This window comes from Thioalkalivibrio denitrificans (assembly GCF_002000365.1).
Classification (GTDB): domain Bacteria; phylum Pseudomonadota; class Gammaproteobacteria; order Ectothiorhodospirales; family Ectothiorhodospiraceae; genus Thioalkalivibrio_A; species Thioalkalivibrio_A denitrificans.
This window is the reverse complement of sequence record NZ_MVBK01000001.1, coordinates 60,019-80,198: the sequence shown is the minus strand read 5'-3', so window position 1 is coordinate 80,198 and position 20,180 is coordinate 60,019. Positions and strand designations below refer to the sequence as shown.

At 62.5% G+C, this 20,180-nt stretch carries 19 protein-coding genes; 16 read left to right on the top strand and 3 right to left on the bottom strand.

Going from position 1 to position 20,180, the window contains the following annotated elements; translation table 11 throughout:
• The first annotated feature begins 7 nt into the window (after window positions 1-7).
• From B1C78_RS00340 to B1C78_RS00290, 11 genes are read left to right on the top strand one after another with little or no spacing between them, the layout of a single operon-like run.
• Window positions 8-358: a TIGR03750 family conjugal transfer protein gene (locus B1C78_RS00340; protein WP_245795246.1), complete on the top strand. Its 351-nt coding sequence runs from the start codon at window positions 8-10 to the stop codon at window positions 356-358.
• Window positions 358-990 carry a PFL_4703 family integrating conjugative element protein gene (locus tag B1C78_RS00335; protein ID WP_077277158.1) on the top strand — a complete coding sequence of 211 codons (633 nt, stop codon included), beginning with the start codon at window positions 358-360 and terminating at the stop codon, window positions 988-990. The genes B1C78_RS00340 and B1C78_RS00335 overlap by 1 nt, the downstream gene beginning before the upstream one ends.
• Complete coding sequence (locus B1C78_RS00330) at window positions 987-1,775, top strand: TIGR03749 family integrating conjugative element protein (RefSeq protein ID WP_077277157.1); 789 nt, start codon at window positions 987-989, stop codon at window positions 1,773-1,775. The genes B1C78_RS00335 and B1C78_RS00330 overlap by 4 nt, the downstream gene beginning before the upstream one ends.
• A complete protein-coding gene (locus B1C78_RS00325; RefSeq protein ID WP_077277156.1) occupies window positions 1,775-3,202 on the top strand; it encodes a TIGR03752 family integrating conjugative element protein in 1,428 nt (475 codons plus the stop codon). The genes B1C78_RS00330 and B1C78_RS00325 overlap by 1 nt, the downstream gene beginning before the upstream one ends.
• Window positions 3,123-3,578, top strand: coding sequence for a TIGR03751 family conjugal transfer lipoprotein (locus B1C78_RS00320; protein WP_175628177.1), 456 nt, complete (start codon window positions 3,123-3,125; stop codon window positions 3,576-3,578). The genes B1C78_RS00325 and B1C78_RS00320 overlap by 80 nt, the downstream gene beginning before the upstream one ends.
• A complete protein-coding gene (locus B1C78_RS00315; protein ID WP_245795244.1) occupies window positions 3,563-6,352 on the top strand; it encodes a conjugative transfer ATPase in 2,790 nt (929 codons plus the stop codon). Before B1C78_RS00320 ends, B1C78_RS00315 begins: the two co-directional genes overlap by 16 nt.
• Complete coding sequence (locus tag B1C78_RS00310) at window positions 6,349-6,783, top strand: TIGR03757 family integrating conjugative element protein (protein WP_175628176.1); 435 nt, start codon at window positions 6,349-6,351, stop codon at window positions 6,781-6,783. Before B1C78_RS00315 ends, B1C78_RS00310 begins: the two co-directional genes overlap by 4 nt.
• A gap of 3 nt (window positions 6,784-6,786) precedes the next feature.
• Window positions 6,787-7,836: a TIGR03756 family integrating conjugative element protein gene (locus B1C78_RS00305; RefSeq protein ID WP_077277153.1), complete on the top strand. Its 1,050-nt coding sequence runs from the start codon at window positions 6,787-6,789 to the stop codon at window positions 7,834-7,836.
• Between the two features lie 43 nt (window positions 7,837-7,879).
• Complete coding sequence (locus B1C78_RS00300) at window positions 7,880-9,244, top strand: integrating conjugative element protein (RefSeq protein WP_077277152.1); 1,365 nt, start codon at window positions 7,880-7,882, stop codon at window positions 9,242-9,244.
• Window positions 9,245-9,246: 2 nt separating this feature from the next.
• Window positions 9,247-9,585, top strand: a complete 339-nt coding sequence (locus B1C78_RS00295; RefSeq protein ID WP_139349747.1) for a hypothetical protein — start codon at window positions 9,247-9,249, stop codon at window positions 9,583-9,585.
• Window positions 9,582-11,204: a conjugal transfer protein TraG N-terminal domain-containing protein gene (locus B1C78_RS00290; protein ID WP_077277150.1), complete on the top strand. Its 1,623-nt coding sequence runs from the start codon at window positions 9,582-9,584 to the stop codon at window positions 11,202-11,204. The genes B1C78_RS00295 and B1C78_RS00290 overlap by 4 nt, the downstream gene beginning before the upstream one ends.
• A 279-nt stretch (window positions 11,205-11,483) precedes the next feature.
• Here B1C78_RS00290 and B1C78_RS00280 read toward each other — a convergent pair whose 3' ends face one another.
• The gene (locus B1C78_RS00280; protein ID WP_077277148.1) at window positions 11,484-12,023 is read right to left on the bottom strand and encodes a hypothetical protein; all 540 of its coding nucleotides are present in this window, start codon (window positions 12,021-12,023) and stop codon (window positions 11,484-11,486) included.
• 152 nt (window positions 12,024-12,175) lie between these two features.
• Here B1C78_RS00280 and B1C78_RS00275 point away from each other — a divergent pair, with 152 nt between their 5' ends.
• Complete coding sequence (locus B1C78_RS00275; protein ID WP_425443943.1) at window positions 12,176-12,472, top strand: carbon storage regulator; 297 nt, start codon at window positions 12,176-12,178, stop codon at window positions 12,470-12,472.
• Between the two features lie 476 nt (window positions 12,473-12,948).
• Here the strand turns inward: B1C78_RS00275 and B1C78_RS00270 are convergent, their stop codons facing one another.
• Complete coding sequence (locus B1C78_RS00270; RefSeq protein WP_077277146.1) at window positions 12,949-14,874, bottom strand: ATP-dependent helicase; 1,926 nt, start codon at window positions 14,872-14,874, stop codon at window positions 12,949-12,951.
• A 103-nt stretch (window positions 14,875-14,977) separates the two neighbouring features.
• Here B1C78_RS00270 and B1C78_RS00265 point away from each other — a divergent pair.
• A protein-coding gene (locus tag B1C78_RS00265) for an IS3 family transposase (protein WP_139349746.1) occupies window positions 14,978-16,173 on the top strand; the annotation gives its coding sequence in 2 pieces (ribosomal slippage) (window positions 14,978-15,218 and window positions 15,218-16,173; 1,197 coding nt in all).
• A 465-nt stretch (window positions 16,174-16,638) separates the two neighbouring features.
• Here B1C78_RS00265 and B1C78_RS00260 read toward each other — a convergent pair.
• Complete coding sequence (locus B1C78_RS00260) at window positions 16,639-17,055, bottom strand: MerR family transcriptional regulator (RefSeq protein ID WP_077277145.1); 417 nt, start codon at window positions 17,053-17,055, stop codon at window positions 16,639-16,641.
• A gap of 133 nt (window positions 17,056-17,188) precedes the next feature.
• Here B1C78_RS00260 and B1C78_RS00255 point away from each other — a divergent pair, with 133 nt between their 5' ends.
• The 3 genes from B1C78_RS00255 to merA are packed head-to-tail and all read left to right on the top strand — an operon-like array spanning window position 17,189 to window position 19,448.
• On the top strand, window positions 17,189-17,581 hold the full coding sequence (locus B1C78_RS00255; RefSeq protein WP_077277144.1) for a mercuric transporter MerT family protein: 393 nt from the start codon (window positions 17,189-17,191) through the stop codon (window positions 17,579-17,581).
• A gap of 30 nt (window positions 17,582-17,611) precedes the next feature.
• Window positions 17,612-18,001 carry a heavy-metal-associated domain-containing protein gene (locus B1C78_RS17770; protein WP_139349745.1) on the top strand — a complete coding sequence of 130 codons (390 nt, stop codon included), beginning with the start codon at window positions 17,612-17,614 and terminating at the stop codon, window positions 17,999-18,001.
• Entirely contained in the window at window positions 17,994-19,448 is a 1,455-nt protein-coding gene (merA, locus tag B1C78_RS00250) for a mercury(II) reductase (RefSeq protein WP_342745147.1), read from the top strand. Before B1C78_RS17770 ends, merA begins: the two co-directional genes overlap by 8 nt.
• Window positions 19,449-20,180 lie beyond the last annotated feature (732 nt).

The window sequence follows — 20,180 nt, the reverse complement described above, 5'->3', positions numbered from 1 at the left end:
GGATCCCTTGCAGACCAGGTTGTTGCGCACTGACCGGCTCAACGGCGAGCCCGTCATCTTCCGCGGCTGCTCTTCCAGCGAGCTGATGGCGATCGCCGGCGTCTCCGCCACGGCCTGGCTGCCCCTGGGGATCATTGTCGCAAGCGCCCTCGGGGCTCCCCTCATGGGCGTTGGAGCCGCCGCAATCGCCGTGCTCGCAACGGTCTACGTCGCGGCCACGCTGCTCCAGCGTCTCAAGCGGGGACGCCCCGAAGGCCACTACCAGCACCGGCTTGCCATTGTTCTGGACAACATCGGCGTCCGGAAATCCGGCTTCATCCGTCGCAGCGGCACATGGGACGTGGGGAGATCCCTGTGATGGCGTACCGCAAGGAAATCGAGAACGTGCGCGCCCACATCTGGACCCTGCGTCTCGCGGTGATTGTGATGGCGGCCGTCACCGCGCTCATGGGGTACGGGTGGCACTCGGCCCCCTCCCGGATAACCGTGCACGTACCTCCCGATCTCAGTGCCGGCAGCGCCCAGAAGGTCGGCGAGATCCCCCGACCCAATGTCTACACGTTCGCCCTGTATGTGTTCCAACAGCTGCATCGCTGGCCTGAGGACGGGACCAAGGACTACGGCAACCAGATCTTCCGGTTGCATCCGTTCCTGACCCCGAGGTTCATCGAGGAACTCAAGGCGGATATGGAGCAGCGGGGGCGGCGCGGCGAATTGACTCGGCGAACTCGCGCCGTACGCGAGGTCGATGGCGCCGTCTACGAATGGAGCCGGGTCGAGGTTCTGAGCCGGGACTCATGGATCGTGTGGCTGGACCTGGAGATCGCGGAGACCATGCGCGGCATGCCGGTCAAGGATACCCGGGTCCGTTATCCCCTTCGGGTCGTGCGCTACACGGTGGACCCGGAGCTGAACCCATGGGGCCTGGCCTTGGACGGATTCGGGCCGGGCGGACCCGTCCGTATTTCTTCTGGAGGGGAGACCCAATGAGACCCGGCTTTCTCACTTCCCTGTTGCTGTTCGCGCTCGCGGCCCTCGGGGTCGCTCAGGCGGGTGAACCCGCCTCTCCTGACCGGGTCCTCTGGGACCGGACCCCGATCCGGATCGCGCTGCCCGTGGGGCACGAGCGGATCGTCCACTTCCCGGTCGAGGTGAGGGTCGGTGTGCCCGCGAGACTCGAGGGACTTCTGAGGACATTCAACGTGGACGGCTCCGTGTACTGGCTTGCGCATGCGCCGTTCGAGAGCGTGCGCGTGGTCATCGAGGGCTTGGACGACGGGCGCGTCTACCTGGTGGATCTCGAGGCCCGGGAGGGCGATGCGCTCGCGCCTCTGGCGGTGATGGAACGGGAGACGTCCAGCGACCCGCGCCGCGGCGCCAGGGATGATGCCGAGCGCCACCAGAACCTGGATTACGTAACCCTGACCCGGTTCGCCGCGCAGCAGATGTATGCGCCCGAGCGATTGCGCCCATCGCACCCGGGCGTCGTGCGCACCCCCGTCGCCCGGTCCGAGGTGCCTTTGGTGCGCGGCGCCGCCGTGCGGGCCGAGCCGTTGATCAGCTGGCGCCACGGGGCCATGTACGTGACCGTCGTCAAGCTGGTCAACGAGAGCGCCGACCCGCTCGTGCTCGACCCGAGGGATCTGCGCTATGACTGGCTCGCCGCGACGTTCCAGCACGCCCGGCTCCTGCCCGCCGGAGACGAGGCGGATACCACCGCCGTGTACCTGATTTCCCGACGCCCGTTTGACGAAACCGTCTGGGGGGCGCGGTGATGGCTGGCATACAGAGCAATCGCCTTCTGCCCCTGATTGGCGGTCTGGTCCTGCTGATGGCCCTGTTCGTCGCCTTGCGGGCATGCAGCCAGGACCCGCTCGATCCCGTGACGATGACCGAGGTGCCGCGGGCTCCCGCGCCGGACGCGGATTCCCCGGCCGAGACGATCAGAACGCTGACCGCCGAGGTCGCCTCCATGCGCGAGCGATTCTCCGACCTGACTGCGGAAAACGAGCGGTTGCGCCGCGAGGCCGCCACTCGCGAGCAGCACCTGGGCCAGGAGGTGCAGTCGCGGGTCGAGCGCGCCATTCGCGAGCAGCAGTCCGCCCGGGAGGGCGAGCGGCGTCACCTCGATGCGGTGATGGCGCGCATCGATCAGCTCTCGGGGCGCGTGGCCGAACTGGCCGAAGGGACAACCCCCGACGCCTTCGGCAACGGCGGAGACATCCCGGTCGGTCTTGGCCTGCGTCCCGACGACGCACCCCGTTTCCGCCCGCACGACCGAGACCGAATCGTCTGGATCGATCCTGTCGGCTACGAGGCAGGCCCGCGGAACATTGCACGCGGCTCGACCGGTCAGCAGCGGCGCCTGGATGAGACGCATGTCGGAAGGGTAGCGGATCGCGTGAAGCTCCCGGACCCGATCGCGTCCCATGTCCGGCTCGATGAGCAGAAACCCACCCCGGTATACACGGTTCCCCGTAACGCCACCCTGATCGGCTCGACCGCCATGACCGCCCTGGTCGGACGCATCCCAGTGCGGGGCGCCGTACAGGACCCCATGCCTTTCAAGGTCATCACCGGCCCCGAGAACCTCGCCGCCAATGGCATCACGATCCCGGGCGTGGAAGGCATGATCTGGAGCGGGACGGCCGTGGGTGACTGGACCCTGTCGTGCGTACGGGGGCGTCTGACCTCCGTGACCTTCGTGTTCGAGGACGGCACGATCCGCACCCTGCCGGATCCCGCGCCCGCGGACGAGGGCGGCGCCGGCACCGATGAGCCCATTGGATGGATCTCAGATGCCAGGGGCTATCCGTGCATCTCAGGCGAGCGCATCACCAACGCGCCGGCCTTCCTCGCCCAGCGCATTGGCCTGGTGTCGGTCCAGGCGGCGGCGGAGGCCGCGGCGGCCGCGCAGACAACGACAACCGTCGAGTCGGGCGCGGCGACCTCGGCCGTGACCGGCGATCAGACCGATTTCATCCTCGGCAGGACCGTCTCGGGCGGAGCCGCCGAGGTGGCCGAATGGCTGCGCGAGCGCCAGGAGCAGAGCTTTGACGCGGTATTCGCGACGCCGGGCGTGGAGCTGGCGATCCACGTGGATCGCGAGCTTCGCATCGACTATGACCCCCTCGGGAGAAAGGTCCGCCATGATCACTTCACGAACGAGACTCAAAGCTATCAGCGCCTGTCTCTTGACTAGCTTTGTCATGGCCGGGTGCGCGAGCACCAAGGAGGCCGTGCTGCCACAGGATGGGCCGACCATGTCGGAGATCTACCACGAGCACCAGGAGCGCTCTCGCAGGGGGGGCAGTGACGGCGCCAGAGAGGCGCTCGCCTCTGATCACCCGCACCCGGTGTCCGATGGCGACAGGGATCTGTATGGGTACACCAGAGATGCGGCCAGGGAGGTCGATTCGATCTTTCAGCGCCTGCCGAACCCGACGCTGGTGATGTACGTCTACCCCCACCTGGCCGGCCGGCACGCGGTCCCCATCCCCGGCTACTCCACCACGTTCACCATGTACGAGCGTACCGAGTTCGCGCTCCCGGGGGAGGCCCCGTGTTCGGGCTGCTGAAGCGGACATTCGGTGACGCCGGCTCCCGCCGGGACGACGGTGTAGGCCGGCAGGAACACTGGATCTCGGGCGCCAGGAAGCCCGTAACCACCGCACAGACGGCATCCCTCTACAACCGTCCGCCGTCGTTCGCCGACCTGCTGCCGTGGGTCGATTTTGACGACGAATCCAAGGTCTTCCTGCTGGAGGACTGGCGCGGCGTGGCGGCCCTCTTCGAACTGACGCCGGTGCCGAGCGAGGGCCGGACGGAGGGTTACATGGAGCGGCTCAGCGAGAGCCTGCAGACGGTCATCGCCGATTCGATCCCTGAAGAGGACACCGCCCCCTGGGTGCTGCAGTTCTTTGTCCAGGACGACCACGACCTGTCCGGATATCTGGCAGGCCTGGAGGCCTACATCCGCGAGAGGAATCCGGATCCGGACAACGCGCTGAGCGGGGAATTCCTCGACCTCATGAGGGAGCACGTGGCCCGACTATCCAACCCCAACGGCATCTTCGTGGACGGGGCAGTCACCGGATGTCGCTGGCATGCGAGGAACCGCCGGGTACGGGCGGCCCTGTACCGGCGTCCGCCCAGGGGATCGGTATCCCGCTCCGGGGCGCCGACCCCGGAGGCTGAACTCGGTGAGGTGGCCCAACGTTTCGTGGCGGCACTCTCATCCTCCGGAGTCTCGGCCCGTCGCTGCGATGAGAGGGATCTCTACGAATGGCTTTTCCCCTGGTTCAATCCGGCACCGAAGGTTGCGCGCGGCGGGCGGGGGCTCGACTACGCGCCCTACCCCGGGTCCGGCGATCGCAGTCTCGGCATGGACCTGGCCTCCTTGCTGCTGCTCTCGCCGCCGTCCTCCGATGCCAGGGAGGGCGCCTGGTTCTTTGACGGGTTGCCCCACAAGTGCCTCACCGTCGATGGCCTGAGATCCGCGCCCAGACCCGGGCACCTCACCGGAGAGCGGCGCGCCGGCGAACACATCAACGCGTTGTTCGACCTCATGCCCGAACACACGATCATGGGCATGACCGTCGTCATTCAGGCGCAGGATCAGATCAGGAACAAGATAGCGTCCATCAAGAACGCCTCCCGGGTGGACACGGCGACCGCCAACGCCGCCCGTGAACAATGCGAGACGGCCGAGGTCGAGCTGGCCCGCGGGAACAAACTCTATCCCGTCACCCTGTGCTTCTTCCTGCGGGGTTCGGACATCGTGAACCTTCGCCAGAAAACCACGCAGGTCACGGCCGCCCTGCTCAGCCAGGGTCTGCAGCCGATCGAGCGGGAGGCCGACCTACTCGCGCTGGACTCCTACATCCGCATGCTGCCGATGAACTACGACCCCGCGCACAACAGGAAGACCAAGCGTTCCAGGTTGCTTTACGCCAGCCAGATCGCCAGCCTCGCGCCCTTCTACGGGAGATCGACCGGCACGGGCCATCCCGGATGGTCCTTCTGGAATCGCGGCGGAGAGCCCCTGACATTCGATCCCCTCAACAAGATGGACCGTTCCAAGAATGCCTTCGCTCTCATCGTTGGCCCGATGGGGTCCGGCAAGTCGGCCTTCCTCTGCTACAGCGTCAGCCAGATGGCGGCCATCTACCGGCCGCGGATATTCATCATCGAGAAAGGGGACTCCTTCGGCCTTCTCGGCAGGTACCTCGCCTCACGCGGCCTGAGCGTGAACCAGGTCACCTTGAAGCCGGGGGTGGAGATTTCCCTCAATCCCTTTGCCGATGCCGTGAAGCTGCTGGATGATGCGCTGCGCTCCGAGGCGATGGTGGAGAACTTCGATGACGCCGTCGTCCCGGAGGAGGATGACCCCGAGGAGGAGAAGGAACGCGACATCCTCGGTGAGATGGAGATCGCGGCCCGGATCATGATCACGGGAGGCGAGAAAAAGGAAGACGACCGGATGACCCGCGCCGACCGTATGCTGATCCGTCGCGCCATTCTGGAGGCCGCCCGCACGGTCGCATCGGCCGGCCGGGATCAGGCCATACCGGAGGACCTGGTGGCCGCCATGCGGGCACTGGCCAAGGACCCGGAACTGTCCGACACCCGCCGCAACCGGGTCCAGGAGATGGCCGACGGCATGGAACTGTTCTGTGACGGCCTCGCGGGGCGGTTCTTCAACCGCCCGGGCAAGCCCTGGCCCGACTCCGACGTGACCATCGTGGACATGGGCATCTTCGCCAACGAGGGCTATGAGGACCTGCTGGCGGTGGCCTATATCGGCCTGATGAACCGAATCAACGCGGTGGTCGAGGCCCGTCAGTACGAACACAGACACACACTCGTGGTCACGGACGAGGGGCACCTCATCACGACCAACCCCCTCCTCGCGCCCTACGTCATCAAGATCGTGAAGATGTGGCGCAAGCTGGGGGCCTGGTTCTGGATCGCCACCCAGAACCTGGAGGACTTCCCGGCCGAAAGCCGCAAGATGCTCACCACAATGGAGTGGTGGATCTGCCTCACCATGACCAAGGACGAGGTCGAGCAGGTGGCGCGCTTCAAGGAACTCACCGACGAGCAGAAGAAGCTGCTGGTCTCCGCCACCAAGTCGCCCGGGCGCTACACCGAAGGCGCCGTGCTCGCGGACAACGTCAACGCGCTGTTCCGCAACATACCTCCTCCCTTCGCGCTGGCCCTGGCCATGACCGAGAAGCACGAGAAGGCGGAGAGGGCCCAGATCATGGCCGAGACAGGATGCAGCGAGGTCGAGGCCGCGCTGATCGTCGCCGACAGAATCGCGGCCAGGTCAACGGGGGCGCGTCCATGAGAAACGCGATCGCGGGACTCGTTCTGGTCATGGTCCTGTCCTCTCTTTCCGCGCCCGTCCTGGGCCAGGGCCACGTGTCGGTTGAAGTGTTCACGACACCCCATTATCGGGTGACCGGCATCGGGCGTGCCCAGCGGGCACTCGCGGTCGGCGAAGTGCAGGTCTACGACCTCTCGGCAGCCATGCGCTTGGAGAACAGCTTGAGCGACGGTCTGCCCTCGGACCAGGCGGAAGCCGCCTCGATCGCCGCGCATCGCATCCGGAATCTGGACGCGAAGCAGCTCCAGCAAGCCTTCGGCGGCCTGGTCAGGGCGTCGGCCCTGAGACTGGACCGGATCCCGGCCGTGGTTATTGACGGGCACGCCGTCGTCTATGGAGTCACTGATGTGGTCGAGGCCTACGGCCACTACCGCCGTTGGAGGGGAGACTAGACCATGGGCGCACACAGAAGCGCATGGAGTCTGGCCGCCGCGTTCTTCGCCGCCGCGTGGATGTTCCCGGCTCCAGGCCATGCGCGGGACATCACGACTGACGGCATCATCGCGGACACCGTGTCCGCCGCAACCAGCTGTATGCACTGGCGCCCCGTGGGCACCTGTTTCTGGCTGAGGTGTTCGCTCTTCGGTGGATGCAGCATCCGGGCCTCCCTGAAGGTGGGCCACTTCAATCCGGACCTCGTGGTCAGCGCGTACGGTGACGCAGGCAACCCCTGGGCGGAAATCAGGGAGTCCTTGTCCCTCGCCGCGGATCTCGGCATGAACGCGGTTTTCCGGGCCGCGACGGGTTCCACTGTCGATCTTGGGTCAGGCACTGCGAGCGTGGAAGGCACCAAGGGCTCCGACCACCGGAATCTGCTGTTCAAGGAGGTAGATGCCGTTGGCCATCCGTGGCAGCTGTTCTCTGAACTATCGGACTCCTTCGATCTTCTCTGCCCGTCCGTCGCCACACCTTTTCTGCCCTACAAGCAGTCCAAACTCAATGCCGTGGCCTGGCGCCTGGGCGCCACGGAGGCGGGCTATCCGGCGACCTGGATACCCGGCATGCGCGAGATCGGCAGCTGGCCCGTCAACACCTGGGGACCGGTACACCCGCGACACGGGTTTGTCACCCAGGCCGAGGACCCCAAGGCGGCCGCGGTCATCGCTCAACGGGCGGGGGACATCGTAACCCGCGCCGGGCAGCCGCATGTCTACCAGAACCTCGCGTCCGGCGGGACCAGAAACCTCCTTGGAACCCGGGTATGGCTTCCGCCCCCGCTGTTGGAGAACAACTGGCGGACAGGACAGTGGCAGATGCATGCGCCGGCGTCCCGGCAATCCTGCGAGGTCTTTGGAAGCAATGACCTAGGCAGCGCGGGCGGCTGGTCTGCCGGCAAGGTCTCCCAGAGCGGTTCCTATGCCTGGACCTTATGGCGTCCGTATCAATGCTGCGCCCGCGCCGGCCAGGTCTTCCTGGGCAATGTTGACTGGATGAACTACCCGTAGGGCTCACCTCCTCCCCGGTGCATCACGACAAGAGGAAGTCTCCATGTACCACCGCACATTCAAAGCGCTCGGCGTGGCGGTCGCCGTGAGTCTCCTTGCGGTCGCGCCCGGTGCCGGGGCGCAAGCACCCGGCACGTTGGCCGAGTCCCTTTTCTACTACGAGATCGGCGGCGGCCGCCCGGTGAGCCGGGCCCCCAACCCCCAAGCGTCCAGCACAACGTTCGGCGTCACCGGCGTCCTGGGTCTCGGATACAGCTGCGGGCGATTCGATCCGATCACCAGCGTCACCAACCAGATGCAGAACCTGGGGGACGAGTATCTCAACCAGATCGAGGCGGCCGCCACGGCGGCGATCGCCGCCCTTCCCCTGCTCATTCTGCAACGGGCCAACCCGGGCTTGTATGACCTCTTCCAGAACGCTCTGCTCCGCGCCGAGGAAACGGTGCAGCTCGCCACGAAGAGCTGTGAGCAGATGGAGGCCGAGATCCTGGCAGGCCGCAACCCTTTTCACGAGTGGATGGTCCTGAGCAGGGGGAACGACTGGCGCCTGGTGATGGGCACCGGCGAGCGCGATGTTGTCAGGGCGAGGGACACGGTGGAATCCAACGCCGGTACCAACGGAATCCCTTGGGTGTTTGGGGACCATCGCGGCGGACAGAACATGCCGCCACTTGAACCAGTCAGTGATCTCGTTCACGCGGCATATAACGTGATCGCGGACAGGCCCCCTGCCGCCACGGGAACGGCGTTTACGGGGGCCGCCTCGGACCCACCCATCGCCGTTCACTGGACATCCCCGGAACAGGCCTCCGAATGGGCCAGAGAGGTCCTTGGCGATTTGTCTCTGGCGACATGCACTGCCCCTGGATGTCCAGGACAGGAGACAACCACTGGTACGGGGCTGCCACCCAAGGTCGAGGAAACCAGCGAGGACATTCGTCCAATCCTCGAGCAGCTCGTCTCAGGCGCCATCCGGTCAACGCCCGAGAATCTCACGAGCGTCTCCTCCGCGAATATCGTGATCACGGCGGATACGGTTCGCGCCATCGCCGAGCTTGGCCCCGCGGAGCGTCACATCGTCATCGCGAGGGTCGCCGACGAGGTGGCGTTGGCCATCAACATCGAGAAGGCGCTGTACGTGCGACGCCTGCTCCTGGTGGGGCGGCAACTCCCGGAAGCGGCGGCGGCAGGAGATCTCTCGGATGAGATCGTGATGCAGAAGATCGCCGAGCTCGAACGGGAGATCGACAACACGCTGTTCGAGGTCAGGGTAAGCAGGGAGATCAGCGCCCCCACCCTCCTCAAGTCGCTCGAGCACAGCACCCGGATACAGGACAGGAGCCGGCGCATCCACAGCGCACCCCCGTCTGACGCCAGGCCGACCACGGACGGCACGGTGGCGCGGTGAGAATGACTCGTCCGAGCGGAAGGTGGCTTGCCGTCGCGGTCATGCCTGTCCTCGCCGGGCTGAGCGCGGCGGTGGCCTGGCATCTCTTCGAGGATCCCTCAACGATCCGGGACAGGCTCGCCTCCGCGCAGACAGGGTTCTTCATCTGGAGGATGGCCTGCATTGCTCTCATCGTGGGCCTGTGGCCGTGGTGGGTCGCACTGTTTGCGCGCCGCGCGACACCCGAACTGCGCCGGAAACTGGTGAGTTATCGCTGGCGGCTGTTGGCGTGGCTGGTGATCTTGGAAATGGTGCTTGCCCAGAACATCGCGGGCCTGTTTATTGAGGCGCTGTTTGCATGAACGTCCATTCCGTACCCGAGCTGTATCTGACGATCTTCGGCTGGATGCAGTATGAGAATATCTGGGGCGTACTCTCGGCCACCGGAATCGTCTTCATCCCCTTCGTGGTCATACTCGTGCGCAACTTCGCGGAGACCAACACGAGCATGGAGGCGAACGCGGGGACGGCGGCATCGGTGCGGCGCATGGAGGTCGAGATCGCCTTGGCCCTCAGTGTGGTGGTGCTGGCGGCCCAGCCCATCATGACCCTGCATGCCTCTGCCGTGCAGTACGAGCGCGGCTGCGCTGCCGCGAGTGCCGGGGCGACCGGCCTGCTAGATCGTTTAGCGCCGTCCGATACGACCTATTCGGACGTCTGGGACAGCACCATTACCTCCGCCATGATACCCGTCTGGTGGTATGGGGTGCTCTCACTGTCCGGGGGGATCACGAACGCCGCCATCTCAGGCATGCCATGCGCCGAAAGCGTCACCGCGGCAACATTCAGTCTCGCGAACGCACGCATCTCGGACCCCATGTTGTCCGCCGAGACGAGCCGTTTCGCGGCGGAATGCTTTATCCCCGCCAGGTCGAGGTTCCACCGCGATTCCAACGAGTCCGCCCTCCCCGGTTTCATCGCGACCATCCTGGACGAGTACGGGCGCGACGATACCGAATGGCTGGGGTCCCGCGTCTACTTGGCCACCTACTACGGCGAATACCGCGCTGCAAGCCCTGTAGCCGGGTTCCCATACGACTTTATCCGCGACGTGGAGTACGACGACCACCCGGTGCCTCCCCTATGGGGCAGGCCGACGTGCCGGGACTGGTGGACCGGCGATACCGGAACAGGCCTGCGCCAGCGCCTCCTGGAACAGGTCGAACCGACGCTATGGGAACGGTCCAGGGGGGTCCTGGCCAGGGCGTGGGGATATGTCACCAATGACCCGGTGGCCACGGAGCGCATCGAGGACTTCACGCTCAAGAGCATGCTCGCCCGCTCCGCCGTCAATGCACCTGTCAGCAACGTGATCGCCACCAATAGCCATGGAGGCGGATCCGAATCAGGGATCGGAGCGACATACAGCGAATGGGCGGTGGCGGGCGGGCTCGGAATGTTCAAGCTCTTTACCGAGGGGCCGATGGGCTATGCGGTCCGAACGACGATGCCCATCGTGCAGATCTTTCTGCTCGCCGGGATCTACATGCTGTTGCCGTTTGCGCTGGTGGCGTCCCTGTATTCCTGGAAGACGGTCTTCTACGCCACCATCGCCATCCTGGTGCTGCGCTTCTGGTCCTATCTGTTCGAGGTGGCCACCTGGCTCGAGTCTTCCTTCTTCACGATCCTGTGGCCCGACCTGTTCAACCGGTTGGCAGCTCACGCATGGGCCGCTGTCCATCCGGATCCGAGCTTCGCGATCAAGACACAGATCATGGGGATCGTGATGATCGCCCTCTACATGGTGCTGCCGATGGTGCTTTCAGTCGTTGTTGGGTGGACTGCAGCAGGGGCGGTGAGCTCGATCGCATCCGCTACCCAGCAGGCCGCCCGAACCAGCCGCGGCATAGGCGAGAGCAGCGGAAGGGCCGCTCAGGGTCTCGCGACCCGAGGTATCGGACGTGCCGGGGGCAAAAAGTAGCGCAGGGCCGTCACGCTCCCCTACGGACCATCATCGTCCCCGTATATGATCTGATAATCGGTTTCTCTCCAGCTATCAATTGGCCATCCACCCAATGGACGATCCATCGGGGAAGGTTCCACTAGTTCCATCTCCTCCGCATCGTCATCGTCATCGGCTTCGTACCCGAGCCCCTCATAATCCGTGCGCAGCAGATAGATCAGGAGTCCGATGATTCCAGACGCTAAAATAAGGTGTCCCATAACCAATCTCCCCACCAAATTCGACGGTTACACGCGATCACTGCAAGGCCCGAGTCAGCTCTGATCGAAGATGGCGCTCAAACGCCTGCGGGCCTCCGGGCGCATTGTGCGCATAGAACTGGACATATAACCGTGTGCCTTGCCCCTCCCTGTCGATGTCGATCTGCAGGGGATCCTGATACCCCGCTACGTTCTCGACACCAGGCTGGCGCAGGCTGTACTGCACGCCAGGCGTTATGCGGTGGTGGTATCCGCGGTCATGGGTGGTGAGGCTCGGAACCAACAAGCCTCTTGTGCGTTCCTCAAATGTCTGGAACCCGAAATGGCGTCGAATGCGCACATACGCTGTATCGACGTCCAACGACGTCGTGACTGCGAACCCCAACATCGAGACCGGCGCCTTGGCCCGATGTTCGTTCGCCGCATCAGAAGCAGCGGCCTCTTCCTTCGGGACCTCCCGAATCCCATCCAACCCGATTCGATACTGCTTGCCGCTCGCCCCGGTGGCGACACAGCCCGAAAGCAGGGCTACCATCCCGGTCACGCCGATGGCGGTAACAATGGGGTTCCTTCTCATCGCAGTCGTCTCCTGAATCGTCCATAGACAAGGAGGGTGCTGCAGGAGGGGTGTTGGACACTGCGTCAGGCTACCCGTCCTTGGCTCCAGCTCCGTATTCCTTGGTTAATCTACCGCCATAGCCTATGCCTCTCAAGCTGAATCATCGCTGAATGAGCGGATCCGGCTTGACCACCATCACAGGTCCGCTAGAATCTCCGTACGCTGGATCGATCAACGCAATGACAAGGAGGTTTCCCATGCTGATTCTCACCCGCCGCCCTGGCGAAGTACTCCGCATCGGAGATGACGTAGAGGTCCATGTATTGGGCGTCAACGGCAACCAGATCCGCGTTGGGATTGCCGCTCCCCAGGATACACGCATTCTCCGCGAGGAACTCCTTCGCGGCCCGGAGCGAAAGTCTACTGCTAGGTCAGGACGCCAGCCGTTGCTCGGACTTTCCGACTAATTGTCGCGTCCTCGGGTCTCCAAAACCTCGGCGTGTCGCCCTTCAGAAGGCTCTTTCTGGGTGAAGGATGCCAATACTGGATGATGCGCTAATGTCTTTCGGCACTCGTAGTTGGCTCAATTCCCCAGACAGTCTGCCCCATCAAATCTTGCAACGCCGGAGCAACCACGGACCTCGTATTATCGGTTCCGGCGCCAGTCACCCACGTCAATCTGCATAGGGCATACAAATGCATGGACGTGGGTTGCTTCGGCGAAACCCACTCATCGAAGCATCTCTTTATAAGCTCCGCCGTGCGGCGGTGTTGATCAGCACCCATACTTCACACCCTGCTCTGCCCTGTCGCCGGTGAGGCGGCCGCCGAACGCCTAAGCTCAGCCGCGTTTGAGGCGGCGCCCATTTTGCGCAGGCAAAATGGGCGCCGGGTCAAACGTCGGTTGCAGCGCCTTGTTGGGCATCTGTCCACCAATACGCCACTAACCGGCAACCGGCGCGGGCGCATAGGCTCCAAGCTCTGCTATGAATCGACTAGCGTTCAAGTTCGCCACTCCGTACTGGCCCGATGCAGGAGAAATGCCTGCGCTCATAGCAGTGGCCATTGGCATTTGTCTAGAATATGTAAGCAGCAACGTGCCCGGTTTTCCCTCCAGCGGCGCGGCCTTCACTCGCGAAATGCCGACGAAAAATAGCCTCCGCTGCTCCTCCAAATAGGCAGCGCGCGCATCGGGTGAAAGGTCAGAAGCGGGCCTCATCGGAAGTAGTCCTTCAACGCATCCCGCAATGATCGTAATTGGTGCGCTTAGGCCTTTGCTCTTGTGGAGGCTCATGATTCGTACGTCTTCAATCTCCGTGGGTATCTCCGGAGCAGCGATAGCCGAAACAAGCTCGCGCAAGAAGTCTACGGGCTCTTCGCCCTCAAGTTCTTCCAACACGTTAAGCGACGTCTGTCTTAGATCGCGAACCGATTCATCATCATCCGGAAATAATGCATCGACCACCTCAGATAGGCCACCACATTGCTCTAGGCCCTCGATTTCGGCGCGTATGGAATCGAATCGACTGACAACAGCGGAGGTGTGGGGGAGATACAGAGATCCTTCCGACAATTCCGATAGCACTTGCCACGGCGCATCGCCGGTTTGTGCGCAATGGTCCCGAATGCGGCGATATGAACGCGTTCTCCAGTTGGCCGATCCCAAGCCAAGTAGCCACCTCAACGCCACTCGGTCGTCCCGTTCGACGTAAAGCTTCAGCAGTGCGAATCGTCGCTGCGCATCATCAGAATCGAGTTCAGCCTCAGCATAGTACGAACGAACAGGAATCTCCTCGGCAACCAGCTTCTCGTAGATTGGAGTGCCAATTACGCCTCGTTGCGCTAAAACCAGTATTTCTCCCGGGTCCGCCCCCTCCGCGATGAGATCTGAGATTCTCGACGCGACGCCATTGACTTCCTCGTCTAAATTGGCAAATTGAATGATCTCGACGTGACCTTCACCATTCTCTGCCCGTGGCTCCAGTTCCCGGGGCAAAGGGCGAAGTTGGTTATGGGAAATTAGACTATTTGCCATATCAACGACGCGTGTGGGGCACCGCCTACACTCGACTAACGTTAAATCCTCCGCCTCCTCCTTATTCTCAATCCAGTCTCGTATTCCTTCGGGATGAGCGTGTTTGAAACTGTATATTGACTGGTCGTCATCCCCGACAATACATACATCTGCGACATCGGAAAGCAGTTCAATCGACGATTGCTCCGCCCGATTTAAATCCTGGTACTCATCGACAAGAATATGCGAGAACTCGCTTCTTTCGTCGACGCCAGGATTGGAGCGCAGGTATTGATACAACTGCGGAATTACCTCCCCAATGAGCATCGCATTGTGGAAGATGAGCCAATCGACGAGGTCGGTAGAAAACGCTTGGTCGAGCGGCGATTGTGTATAACCGGGCTCTTCGTGCTGCAAGCGTGCCCATGCCGCCTCGTACGCCTTTACTAGCTTACGGACCTCTCGCAGTCCTCCGTAAGTCCCTAGATCTGCTTCCAGTGGTTTCATTTCAAAATCATTGAGAGGGCGAGGTGTCCGCCCTGTCGCAACGAGCACATGATTTCGCATCAGTATTCGGAGGGCGAGGCTATGGAGTGTCGTCCCCTGCAGTTTGTCGCAGCCATCTACCTGCATCCCTACTAGCTCACGATGTAAGTCCTCCGCGGCAACTCGTGTAAACGTCACTGGGAGAATTCTTTCCGGTTCTATTCCCTCCTCCAGCAGCCGAGCGACTCGTCGCTTCATTGCGAATGATTTTCCGGCTCCTGGCCCCGCCACCACACGAACATGCGGACTTTGAGTGGCAGCTACCGCATAGGCTGGGCTTTCAGTGTCGAGTCCGTCATTCCAACTCATAGAGCGCGCTTCCTGTTATGGGCCACTACTGATGCCCAACGCGGGTTCTCCCCCGTTTCCACGGACACATCATTAAGGCTCATACTGAGCGCGGAGGTGTGTCATGGCAAGGAGAAGGACGTTTTCGGTGGAGTTCAAGCGCGAGGCGGTCGGGCTGGTGCGATCCAGTGGTCAATCGGCCAGTCAGGTGGCCCGCGACCTGGGCATCAACTCCAGTGTGCTGACCCGGTGGATTCGGGAGGCCCAGGGCGAGGGCTCCAAGGCGTTTCCCGGTCACGGCAGGCCGCGTGATGAGGAGCTGGCCGCACTCAAGCGTGAGCTGGTGCGGGTGAAGAAGGAACGGGATTTTTTAAAAGAGGCGGCGGCGTTCTTCGCGAAAGAGTCGAAGTGAAGTACCGCATGATCGAGCGTTGCCGCGACGCCTTCCCGATTCGGCTGATGTGTGAGTGCCTGAAGGTCTCTTCCAGTGGATATTACGGCTGGCGTGAGCGAGCGCCGAGTCGCCGCGAAGAGGCCAATTCACGATTGCTGGCCGACATTCGCCGTCTGCACGCCGACAGTGACGGGGTGCTGGGTGCGCCACGGATCTGGGAGGAGCTTCGGTATGCGGGTGTGTCCTGCGGGCAGAACCGCGTGGCCCGCCTGATGCGGATCAACGCCATCCAAGGGGTCCCGCAGAAGACACGCTGGCGCAAGAAAGGCTCCGGCACTCGCCCCAACGGTGTGCACAATCATCTGGCTCGGGATTTTCGTGCCGAGGAACCCAACACCAAGTGGGTCACCGATATCACGTTCATCGAGACGGCCGAGGGCTGGCTGTATCTGTGCGGGGTCAAGGATCTGTGCACAGACATCATCGTTGGCTGGTCGATGAGTCACCGTCAGGCCCGTGACCTGGTGTTGCAGGCGGTGCTGATGGCGCTGTGGCAACGGCCGGATCGCTCACCGGTCATTCTGCACTCGGACCGCGGCTGCCAGTTCACCAGCGGGGAATATCAGCGCTTCCTCAAAGGCCACAATCTGATCTGTAGCATGAGCGCAGTGGGCAGCTGCGCGGACAACGCCTCGATGGAAGGCTTCTTCGGGCTGCTGAAGCGCGAACGGGTCAATCGCAGAATCTATCAGACCCGCGCCGAGGCCAGAGCCGACGTATTCGACTACATCGAGCGCTTCCACAACCCGCGCCGCAGGCGGCGTCTTGAGGCGGCTAAGCAGAAGCAATTACTCTTAACTCAACCGTTCGCGGAAACGGGGGAGAACCCCGCCAAGCTCAGCCGAGGAAGGCCGCGCGCGGCCTGACGTCGCCTGGAGCGACGTGTTATGCCTGACTAGGCAGTGAGTTGGCGACATCACGACCCTGCTCAGTAAGTCCCCAGTTAATCCGTCTGCTTACTCCAACACGCATCACCAATCCATTCGCTTCTAGCCATTTCAAGCTTCGAGTCGCGCTTTCACGGGGCAACCCGCTCTCCTGAGCAACACCGCTAACGGAGCGCCAAGTATAACGCGAACTGTTTAGTGCTGAGATCGTCTTTCTTATGTTTTCATCAAACCCAAACCCTTGGCCCTGAAGCCCTAGTGTCGCTGGCTCCTCGTCAGGCTCTGCCTCTTTCGCAACCATGAACCGCCCCGGGTATCGCGGAGGCTGGTTGGTTTAAGTCAAGCCGCCATCGCGGCCTGACTGGCGAGTTGCCGATAGTAGTTTGCCTCAGCTTCCACCGGCCGGCTTTGGAGCGCCAGCGGAAAAGCCGGTCCGCGTTGAAGCTATTGTTGGGCGGCTTTATGCTCAAATTGTCCCTCGAATAATTCCTCGAGAAACGAACAGTCCGGCGTGTCTCCGCCATGGCACGTGGACACCAGTTCACTCAGTGTTGACTCCATCTGTCTGAGATCGGCGATTTTCGAACGGACCGCTTCGAGGTGACCGCGCCCCAGCGCCTCCACTTCTGCGCAACTATAAGTGCCGCCGTCTATCATGCTGAGCAGCGTCCGAACTTCTTCCAGCGTGAATCCAAGCTCCCGGCAGCGGCGGACAAACTGCAGGCGGCGCCGGTGAGCATCTACGTAGTGCCGATAGTTGTTCTGCCCCCGTTTTGGTTCTGGCAGGATGCCCACCCGCTCGTAATAGCGAATGGTCTCAACCTGACAACCGGTCTGACGCGCGAGCTCTCCGATACGCATGGGCTCTTGACCCTGTAGCCACTACAGGGTCTATGGTGGTCCCTGTGCCACGTCTCGTCAATCGCATCAATGCGGATTTCTGCCCCGTGCGGCGGTTACGCAGATTCTCGAACAGCAACCGGAGTTTGAAAGAATGAATGACCATGACACCCCAATTAGCCGGCGCTCGGCTCCGCTCGCAAATAATGCCGACAGGGGCCTGCTGGGACTCGGCGGGCTCGGCGCGGCCCTCGCCTCGGTCTGCTGTGTGTTGCCATTTGTTCTGGTGATGCTGGGGCTGGGCGGCGCCTGGCTGTCCAACCTGCACGCCCTTTACCCCTATCGCTGGCTGTTTATCGGCATCGCTGCGGTGGCCCTGTTCTTCGCCTGGCGGCGGCTTTACCGGCCACAGACCGAGTGCGCGGAAGGCGAGGCGTGCGCCGTGCCCGAGGTGAAACGTGTCTACCGCGTAGTGTTCTGGGTGACTTCCGGGCTGGTGGCCCTGTCGGCCGTCGCGCCGTACTTGATCGGCGCCGTGTTGAGCTGAAAATCCATTCCATTTCAGGAGATCAAGACCATGCTGACTACTCTTTACTCGAACACTGGCCGGTTGGCAATGCTGATAGTTGCCATCGTGCTGGGACTCGGCCTGCTGGCCGGATGCAGCGATGAGCCGACTGCCGGCACCACCGCGGCCAACTCGAGCCAAACGGCCAATGATATCCAAGCCACCGTGGCAAGGCACCAAGCCCGGTTTTCCGTGCCCGGCATGGATTGCCCGATGTGCCCGATCACCGTCAAGCGTGCCCTGGGCAATGTGGACGGCGTTATCGAGGCCGACGCAGACCTCAAGACCAAACAGGCCTACGTCGTATTCGACCCTTCGCAAACCGATACCTACGCCCTGGTTGCCGCGATTGAGAATGCCGGATTCAGCGCAAGTCTGGAGAATTATGATCATGAATGACGATGACCGGAGCGAGTACCGCGATGTCGTTACCCCGCCCAAAAACGGTGAGCGATTGCACATCGCCATCATCGGCAGCGGCAGCGGCGCATTCGCGGCGGCAATCCGTGCGACCGAAGAAGGCGCTCGAGTCACAATGATCGAGGCAGGCAAGGTCATCGGTGGCACCTGTGTTAACGTCGGCTGCGTGCCGTCGAAAATACAGATCCGGGCATCACAGCTTGCCGAGTACCAACGACACAATCCCTTCGAAGGACTGTCAGATCGGGAGCCAGAGATCGACCGTCGCCGCATTGCGGCACAACAGCACGCGCGGGTCGCCGAACTTCGCCAGGCCAAATACGAGAAAATCCTCGGAGACAATCCGGCGATCACCGTGCTGCGCGGCCATGCCCGGTTCGAAAGTGCCGACACCCTGCTTGTTGAACGCCACGACGGTGAATCGAGGCAGGTCGTTGCCGATCGCATATTGATCGCGACCGGTGCCTCAGCCATGGTTCCGCCGATTCCTGGCCTTCAGGAAGTACCGTACTGGACTTCTGATGATGCCGTATTCAGCGAGGAAACGCCGGAGCACCTGATCGTCATCGGGTCTTCGGTCGTCGCCGTTGAGCAGGCCCAGGCATTCCGGCGCCTGGGGTCACGGGTCACCGTTCTGGCGCGCAGCACTCTGCTATCCAGCGAGGATCCGGATCTGGGCCGGGGCCTGATGCAGGCGTTTCGCGCCGAGGGCATTGAGGTACAGGAGTATACCGAGGCTCGCTCGGTCCGCTTTGAATCCGGCCGGTTCCACCTCGAGACCAGTGCGGGACGGCTAAGCAGTGACCGGCTGCTGGTCGCCACGGGGCGGACACCCAACACGTCCAAGCTGAGTCTGGAGCGAATCGGCGTCGAAACCGACCAGCGCGGGGCAATCAAGGTGGACGAACACCTCCGCACATCAGTCAGTAATGTTTACGCCACCGGCGACTGTACCGACCTGCCGCAGCTGGTTTATGTTGCTGCCGCAGGCGGTACCCGTGCGGCGGTGAACATGACCGGCGGCAGAGCCAGGCTGGATCTGTCGGCCATGCCGAAAGTGATCTTTACCGAGCCACAGGTGGCCTCAGTGGGGCTGGACGAAGGCCAGGCCCGGATCAAGGGCATCGAGACTGAAAGCCGAACCCTCGACCTTGAGAACGTGCCGCGTGCCTTGGCCAACTTTGAAACCCGTGGCTTCATAAAGCTCGTCGCCGAGGCGGGTAGTCATCACCTCCTTGGGGCCCAAATTCTGGCTCCCGAGGCTGGAGAGATCGTTCAGACAGCCGCCCTGGCCATACACAACGGCATGACAGTCGAGGAACTGGGCGACCTTCTCTTCCCGTACCTCGTCCATGTTGAGGCGCTCAAACTCTGCGCCCAAACCTTTTCAAAGGATGTGGCCAAGCTTTCCTGCTGCGCTGGCTGAACTGAGACTGTTTCGGTGCGCAGCCGCCCAACTATGTGTATGCGACCTAACAGCCGCGTAAATCCCCAGGACCGCGCAAGTTGCGCCCGTGTTTGGCCGGCGAATGAATACCGTGGGCAGCGGTCCCAGATCTCCACGGTGGATGTTATCCTGCAAACACGCAGTGTAACGCTCTATGCGACACATTCGCCGCACAATACCTGCCCCCCCCGGTGCGCGGGAAGTGATGGTCTGAACCGAGGATAGGCCACCGGAGGGTCGGGCTTTGATCGTAATCTCGGAATCGAAAAGCTCGCTTGACGCTCGGGGACAAAAGTGCCCGAGTCGGTAATCGTCGAGTGAGGATCACTCGACGGCTGGGATCCCGTCGCGAGTACTGCCTGCTCGTATACTCCATTGTTCTCGCAGCCCGTGTCCCTGGATGATGGTTTGAGCTTACATAACCATGGGGATTATACCGAATTCGAATGCTTGGCCCGGATATGTTACTGCCGTTCGTAGCGGGAGTATCGACAATCCCCCACTGGACGGCGCGCAAAACTCTGCCGCAACAGCAGAAGCTCATGTACTGGTTATGGGGATCTATTGAGTCAAACTGCTCAGGCCTTGCGGGCGCATTCCGAATGCCTGCTCCCGACAGGCAAGGCGTGTACACCAGGCTGCCCGCGCACTTCGGAACACAACCACCCTTGGTCTTGGCGTATACCTGTCTGGCCTAGTGGAGAAACTGGC